The organism is Virgisporangium aliadipatigenens (assembly GCF_016863615.1).
GTDB classification, from domain to species: domain Bacteria; phylum Actinomycetota; class Actinomycetes; order Mycobacteriales; family Micromonosporaceae; genus Virgisporangium; species Virgisporangium aliadipatigenens.
Map to the genome: position 1 here is coordinate 116546 of NZ_BOPF01000036.1, position 6012 is coordinate 122557.

At 71.5% G+C, this 6012-nt stretch carries 6 protein-coding genes; 4 read left to right on the forward strand and 2 right to left on the reverse strand.

Going from position 1 to position 6012, the window contains the following annotated elements; genetic code table 11:
• Nucleotides 1-3: 3 nt before the first annotated feature.
• Nucleotides 4-624, reverse strand: coding sequence for an aa3-type cytochrome oxidase subunit III (gene ctaE, locus Val02_RS36925; RefSeq protein ID WP_203903946.1), 621 nt, complete (start codon nucleotides 622-624; stop codon nucleotides 4-6).
• Nucleotides 625-722: 98 nt separating this feature from the next.
• Here ctaE and Val02_RS36930 point away from each other — a divergent pair, with 98 nt between their 5' ends.
• Genes Val02_RS36930 through trpD form a run of 3 tightly spaced genes read left to right on the forward strand, consistent with a single transcriptional unit; the run spans nucleotide 723 to nucleotide 3148 of the window.
• Nucleotides 723-1640, forward strand: a complete 918-nt coding sequence (locus Val02_RS36930) for a cytochrome c oxidase assembly protein (RefSeq protein WP_203903947.1) — start codon at nucleotides 723-725, stop codon at nucleotides 1638-1640.
• Nucleotides 1641-1659: 19 nt separating this feature from the next.
• On the forward strand, nucleotides 1660-2061 hold the full coding sequence (locus tag Val02_RS36935) for a hypothetical protein (RefSeq protein WP_203903948.1): 402 nt from the start codon (nucleotides 1660-1662) through the stop codon (nucleotides 2059-2061).
• 28 nt (nucleotides 2062-2089) lie between these two features.
• Nucleotides 2090-3148 (forward strand): anthranilate phosphoribosyltransferase, encoded by a 1059-nt coding sequence (gene trpD / locus Val02_RS36940; RefSeq protein ID WP_203903949.1) that lies wholly within the window; start codon nucleotides 2090-2092, stop codon nucleotides 3146-3148.
• Nucleotides 3149-3152: 4 nt separating this feature from the next.
• Here trpD and Val02_RS36945 read toward each other — a convergent pair whose 3' ends face one another.
• Complete coding sequence (locus tag Val02_RS36945) at nucleotides 3153-3977, reverse strand: alpha/beta hydrolase family protein (protein WP_203903950.1); 825 nt, start codon at nucleotides 3975-3977, stop codon at nucleotides 3153-3155.
• 71 nt (nucleotides 3978-4048) lie between these two features.
• Here Val02_RS36945 and Val02_RS36950 point away from each other — a divergent pair, with 71 nt between their 5' ends.
• Entirely contained in the window at nucleotides 4049-5932 is a 1884-nt protein-coding gene (locus tag Val02_RS36950; RefSeq protein ID WP_203903951.1) for a S9 family peptidase, read from the forward strand.
• Nucleotides 5933-6012 lie beyond the last annotated feature (80 nt).

Consider the following 6012-nt stretch of genomic DNA (forward strand, 5'->3'; position numbering starts at 1 on the left):
CGATCAACCGCCGATGAACGGCAGGATGTAGATCATGAAGAAGAGTGCGATCCACACGACGTCGACGAAGTGCCAGTAGTACGAGACGACGATCGCCGCGGTGGCCTGCGCCGGCGTGAACCGGCCCATGGTGGTGCGGATCATGTAGAAGACGAACGCGATCAGACCGCCCGTGACGTGCAGGCCGTGGAAGCCCGTGGTCAGGTAGAACATCGACCCGAAACCGTCCGAGTTGATCTTCACGCCCTCGTGCGTCACCAGGTTGTAGTACTCGTTGACCTGGCCGCCGACGAAGATCGCACCCATCACGAACGTCAGGAAGAACCACCTGCGCAGCGCGTGGACGTCGCCCCGCTCCGCGGCGAAGACGCCGATCTGGCACGTGACCGACGACGCGACCAGGATGATCGTGAACGTCAGCGCGTACGGCACATTGAGCTTCTCCGAGCCGGTCTCCCAGTAGCCCTTGCCGACCTCTGAGGCGCGGATGGAGAAGAACATCGCGAACAGTGCCGCGAAGAACATGAGCTCGCTCGACAGCCAGACGATCGTGCCGACGCTGACCATGTTGGGCCGGGTCAACGAGTGGATCTGGCTCTTGGCGATGGCTGGGGCCGCTGTCACGCCGTCATTATTGCCTCTGATCAAACGCGCCGGGTCACGGGGGCGGATGTCAAGGGGCAGTGGTCACCGGATATCCGTTCGGGCATAGCCTGGAGGCCATGTCCACACCCTGGACTTACCCCCCGCTGGCCCACGGCGGCGAGCTCGGACCGCCCGACGCGGCGACGCTCCTGCGGCCCAATCCGGAATCGTGGCTGGCGCTCGCCGTTCTCGCCGCGGCGGCGCTGTACCTGTACGCCGTCTACGTGCTGCGCGCCCGCGGCGACCGGTGGCCGGTGGGGCGCACGATCGCGTTCCTGCTGCCCGGGCTCGGTTCGATCGTCACGGTGACGCTGACCGGCGTCGCGGGCTACGACACCACGCTGCTCAGCGTCCACATGGTGCAGCACATGGTGCTGTCGATGGTGGCGCCGATCTTCCTGGCCCTCGGGGCACCCGTGACGCTGGCGCTGCGCGTGCTGCCGCAGCGGCCGCGCGGCGTGCTGCTCGCCGTGGTGCACAGCCGGGTCGCCCGGGTGCTGGCGCACCCGCTGGTGGCGTTCGCGTTCTTCACGGCGACGCCGTTCGTCCTGTACTTCTCGGGGCTGTACGAGCTGACCCTGCGCCACGAGTTCGCCCACGAACTGGCGCACGCCCACTTCATCGCCGTCGGGTGCCTGTTCTTCTGGCCGCTGGTCGGGGTGGACCCGCTGCCGGGCCGCTGGCCCTACCCGGGGCGGGCGCTGCTGATGGTGCTCTCGACGCCGATCCACGCCGTTCTCGGGCTGACCATCATGCAGAGCGCCACGCTGCTCGGCGGCGACTGGTACCCGAGCCTCGGGCTGGAGTGGGCCGACCACTTCGCCGACCAGAAGCTCGCCGGCGGCATCCTGTGGGCCGGCGGGGAAGCGGTCAGCGTCATCATGCTCGCGGTGCTGGTGGTGCAGTGGATGAAGGCGTCCGAACGCGAGGCCCGGCGGATCGACCGGCAGCTCGATCGGGAAGAAGCGCAGGCGGTAGGATCCGCTGCGGACTAAACAAGGAGCGACAACGCCGATGACACAGACGGTCCTGCTCTACAGCGACGATCCGCAGGTGCGCGAGCGGATGCGGCTGGCCATCGGGCCGCGCCCGGCCGCCGACCTGCCCGTCGAGTTCGTGGAGTCCGCCACCTACGACGAGACCGTCCGGCTGGTCGACGAGTTCGACGTCGACCTGCTCGTGCTCGACGGCGAGGCGACCCCGGCCGGTGGGCTCGGCATCGCCCGCCAGATCAAGGACGAGATCGACGACTGCCCGCCCGCCTGCGTGGTGATCGCGCGGGCGGCCGACCGGTGGCTCGCCGCCTACGCCCGCGTCGACGCGACGCTGGTGCACCCGCTCGACCCGGTGCAGACCGCGCAGACCGTCTCCACGCTCCTGCGCCAGCGCGCCGACGGCCTTCCCGTCAACCGCTGATCTTCTCTCAACCCCCGGGAGGCCGCTCATGAGCGCGAATCGGGACCGCACCTGGCCCGACTTACTTTCCGCGCTACTGCGTCGCGAGGAACTGTCCACTGCGGACACCTCCTGGGCCATGGGCGAGATCATGGCCGGGGCCGCCACCCCCGTGCAGATCGCCGGCTTCATGACGGCGCTGCGCGCCAAGGGGGAGACCCCGGCCGAGCTGGGCGGTCTCGTGCGGGCCATGCTCGCGGCGGCGGAGCCGGTCGCCCTGCCGGAGGATGTGCGCACCTCGGCCGTCGACGTCGTGGGCACCGGCGGCGACCGGGCCAACACCGTCAACATCTCCACGATGGCCGCGATCGTCGTCGCCGGCGCCGGTGTCCCGGTCGTCAAGCACGGCAACCGCTCGGCCTCCTCGTCGTCCGGCACGGCGGATGTTCTGGAGGTGCTGGGGCTGCCGCTGAACCTCGGGCCGGAGCAGGTCGCCGCGTCCGTGACGAGCGTGGGCATCGGGTTCTGCTTCGCGCCCCGGTTCCACCCGGGGATGCGGCACGCCGGCGTGACCCGTAAGGAGCTGGGCGTCCCGACGGCGTTCAACTTCCTGGGGCCGCTGACCAACCCGGCCCGGCCGACCGCGGGTGCCGTCGGCTGCGCCGATGCGCGCATGGCGCCGATCATGGCGGCCGTCTTCGCCGCCCGGGGCGACAGCGTGCTGGTGCTGCGCGGCGAGGACGGGCTCGACGAGTTCACCACGACGGCGCCGACCCGCATCTGGGCCGTGCGCGACGGCGGGGTCACCGAGACGGTGCTGCACGCGGAGGAGTTCGGCATCGCGCCGGCGACCGCCGCCGACCTGCGCGGGGCCGACGCGGCGTTCAACGCGGACGTGGTGCGGCAGCTGCTGGCCGGCAAGGCCGGTCCGGTCCGGGACGCCGTGCTGCTCAACGCGGCCGCCGCGCTGGCCGCCCGGGCCGGGTTCGGCGACGACCTGAAGGGCGCCATCCGCGGCGGGCTGTCCAGGGCGGCCGCGGCGATCGACTCCGGTGCGGCGGCGGACCTGCTCGACCGCTGGATCGCGACGGCCAAGACCCTGGCGTAGCGGGTCAGCGGGACTTGGCGAACTCCGCCACGCGAGCGGGGATCGCCGTGCCGGCACGCGCCCAGCGCATGTGATCCACCGGTACGCCGGCCCGCGCCTCGTCGAAGTGCTCGCGTTCGAGCGGGGCGGCACTCATCTTCGCCGCCGTGAAGTCGATCACCGGTGCGGGCGTCAGGTCGTCACCGGCCATGCTCAATGCCAGCACCGGGGTGGTCAGCTCGCGCAGGGCCCGTTCGGCGTCGGTGCCGTGGACCGGACGGAAGCGGCCGGTGCGCGCGGTGTACGCCCAGTCGCTCAGCACGCCCCGGGCCTGCCGCCCACCGAACCCCCACCCGGGCCAGTAGCCCACGACAGCGGCCGTCGCCGCGCTCCACAGGCTGAACCCCAGCAGCCCGAACCCGCGCCGCGCCCCGTAGCCCTCGCGCCAATAGGGGACGCCGACGGCGATCAGCGCCAGGCCGACCACGTTCGGCGGCCGGTGCACGGCGGTGTGCAGCATCGCGAGTTGGCCGCCGAGCGAGTGGCCGGCGAGGACGACCGGCCGGCCGTCGAGGCGTTCGACCAGCGCGCCGACGTCGGCGGTCAGCTCCGCGTACCCGTAGCGGGTGCGGCGGCCGGGTATCGGCGTGCTCGCGCCGTTGCCCCGCAGGTCGGCCACGGTGACCGCGAGCCCGTGCTCGGCGAGCGCCGTCGCGAACGGCCGGTAGTAGCGGGCCGGTACGCCCATCGCCGGCAGGAAGAGCACCGCGGGATCGGTGCTTTCCCGCGAATACACGTGTAACGCCAGCCGGTCCGTGCCACGGTCGACGTACTCGAGGGTGGGCTCCACGGCAGCAGCGTAAAGATTGTCGGGTCACACAAGGGGGCCGCGAACCGCGCCGACATGAGAGGTTCGACACCATGAAACCTGCCGATATTGCCCAGCAACGCGTTCCCGGGCATCCGACGCTCAGCCCGGACGGACGCTTCGTGGTGGTGGCCGTGACCCGGCCGGACCTCGACGCCGACGAGTACACCGGACAGCTGTGGATCGCGCCGGTCGACGGCTCCGCGCCGCCGCGCCGCCTCACCCAGGGCTGGAAGGACGGCGCCCCGCTCTTCTCGCCGGACGGGCGTTGGCTCGCGTTCCACCGTTCGATCAAGGACGCGAAGGGTCCGGAGGGCAAACCGCAACTGTGGGTCCTGCCGGTGGACGGCGGGGAGCCGCGGCGACTGACGTCGCACCCGATCGGTGTGGACGAGGCGGTGTGGAGCCCCGACTCGACGCGACTCGCCTATACGGCGCGGATCCCGGAGGAGGGCCGCTACGGGACGGCGGAGGGGGTCGGTGCGGAGGCCGAGCCGCCCCGCCGGATCACCAAGCTCTGGTACCGCGTCGACAACCTGGGCTTCCTCAACGACCGGCCGCGCAGCGTGTTCGTGATCGACGCGCTGACCGAGGGCGCCGAGCCGGTGCAGGTGACCGACGGGCCGTACGACGACGCCGACGTGGACTGGTCACCCACCGGCGACCTGCTGGCGTTCGCCTCGTCGCGGCACGAGACCTGGGGCGACGACCTGGTCGTCGACATCTGGGTGTGCAACGTGGACGGTTCGGGGCTGCGGGCGCTGACCGACGGCACCCTCTCCGCCTGGCGGCCGCGCTTCACCCCGGACGGCGGCACGGTCGTCTTCGCCGGGTCGCCGGCGTCCCCGCCGATCATCAACGCGGAGTCCGTGCACTCGGTGCCGGTCGCCGGCGGTCCCCGCACGCTGCTCAGCGACCCCGAACGGCACACCCTCGCGCACGGCACCGGGCGCGCGACGCCGTACGAGGACGGCGTGATCATGTCGAACGAGGCGCGCGGCGCCGTGGAACTGGTGCTCCTGCCCTACGACGGCGGCGAGCCGAAGGTGCTGCTGGGCGGGCGGCGGCAGGTGATCGGGTACGACCGGCGCGGGGACACACTCGTGTACACCGCCGCCGACGAGGGCACCTGGGGCGAGCTGTACGCCGGCGACAAGCAGCTCTCCACCTGGAACGACACCACCGGCGCACGCCCCCTGACCGAGGTCGACGCGACGGCCCCCGACGGGTACCCGGTGCACGGCTGGGTGGTCCGGCCGGAGGGCCCCGGCCCGCACCCGGTGCTGCTGATGATCCACGGCGGCCCGTTCGCGCAGTACGGCTGGGGGCGTTTCGACGAGGCGCAGGTGTACGCCGGGGCCGGCTACGCGGTGGTGATGGGCAACCCGCGCGGCTCCTCGGGATACGGGCAGGAGCACGGCCGCGCCGTCATCGGCGACGTCGGCGCCGTCTCCGAACGCGATCTCGTCGCGCTGCTCGACGAGGCGCTGAAGGCCGACGACCTGGACGCCACGAGGGTCGGCGTGCTCGGCGGCTCCCACGGCGGGTTCATGACCACCTGGATGGCCGCGCACCAGGGCCACCGCTTCAAGGCGGCCATCTCCGAACGGGCCGTCAACGCCACGGACAGCTTCGTCGGCGCCTCCGACATCGGCTGGTTCTTCTCGGACCAGCTGTGGACGAGCGACCCGTCGAAGAGCCCGTTGACGTACGCCGACCGGATCGACATCCCGATGCTGATCATCCACTCGGAGCACGACTGGCGCTGCCCGGTCGAACAGGCGCAGCGGCTGTTCGTGGCGTTGAAGCTGCGCAAGGCCGACGTGGAGATGCTGCTCTTCCCCGGCGAGGGGCACGAACTGTCCCGCTCCGGCCGCCCGAAGCACCGGGTGGCGCGCTTCGACGCGATCCTGGAGTACTTCGCGAAGCACGTGTGATCCACGATCTTGCAGTTGTGGCGCAGTCATAGCGGGCCGAATCAGGGCACGCCGGCCGCCACAACTGCAAGATCGGCGGG

Coding starts and splice junctions, on each gene's coding strand:
- Val02_RS36930 (WP_203903947.1), top strand. CDS start 723: ATGTCCACACCCTGGACTTACCCCCCGCTGGCCCACGGCGGCGAGCTC.
- Val02_RS36935 (WP_203903948.1), top strand. CDS start 1,660: ATGACACAGACGGTCCTGCTCTACAGCGACGATCCGCAGGTGCGCGAG.
- trpD (WP_203903949.1), top strand. CDS start 2,090: ATGAGCGCGAATCGGGACCGCACCTGGCCCGACTTACTTTCCGCGCTA.
- Val02_RS36950 (WP_203903951.1), top strand. CDS start 4,049: ATGAAACCTGCCGATATTGCCCAGCAACGCGTTCCCGGGCATCCGACG.